The following is a 530-nucleotide window of genomic DNA, read 5'->3' on the forward strand; positions in this document are numbered from 1 at the left end:
GTGTTACCTTATGCCAAGATCGTCGCCGAGCAGTTCGGCGAAACATTCACCAACTTCAAGACCCCGGTCGTCGAATCCGGCGGCAGCGGCGCGGGCATCAAGGAATTCTGCAAGGGCGTCGGCGAAGATACCATCGACATCGCCAACTCGTCGCGTCCGATCAAGGCGGACGAACTCAAGTCCTGCGCCGACGCCGGCGTGAAGGAAGTCCAGGAAGTCCGGATCGGCTATGACGGCATCGTCTTCGCCACCGACATCAAGGGCCCGGATTGGGCGCTGGTTCCCGCCGACATCTACAAGGCGCTGGCGGCCAAGCTGGTCGTCGACGGCAAGCTCGTCGACAATCCGAACACCAAGTGGAGCCAGGTCAATCCGAAGCTGCCCGACTGGGACATCGCCGCCTATATTCCGGGCGAAAAGCACGGCACGCGCGAAGTGTTCGAGACCAAGCTTCTCGATGCCGGCTGTGACAAGGCTGCTCTCAAGGCCGCCGGCATTGCCGACGACAAGGAAATCGGCAAAACCTGCAT

1 protein-coding gene is annotated in these 530 nt (G+C 61.1%); it reads left to right on the forward strand.

Features of this window, described 5'->3' with window-relative positions; genetic code table 11:
• Positions 1 to 530 (forward strand): PstS family phosphate ABC transporter substrate-binding protein (locus tag EOC06_RS35580; RefSeq protein WP_206631329.1); only part of this gene is annotated, 530 nt, incomplete at both ends.

Origin of the sequence: Mesorhizobium sp. M7A.F.Ca.MR.362.00.0.0, assembly GCF_004023175.1 — a bacterium.
Classification (GTDB): domain Bacteria; phylum Pseudomonadota; class Alphaproteobacteria; order Rhizobiales; family Rhizobiaceae; genus Mesorhizobium.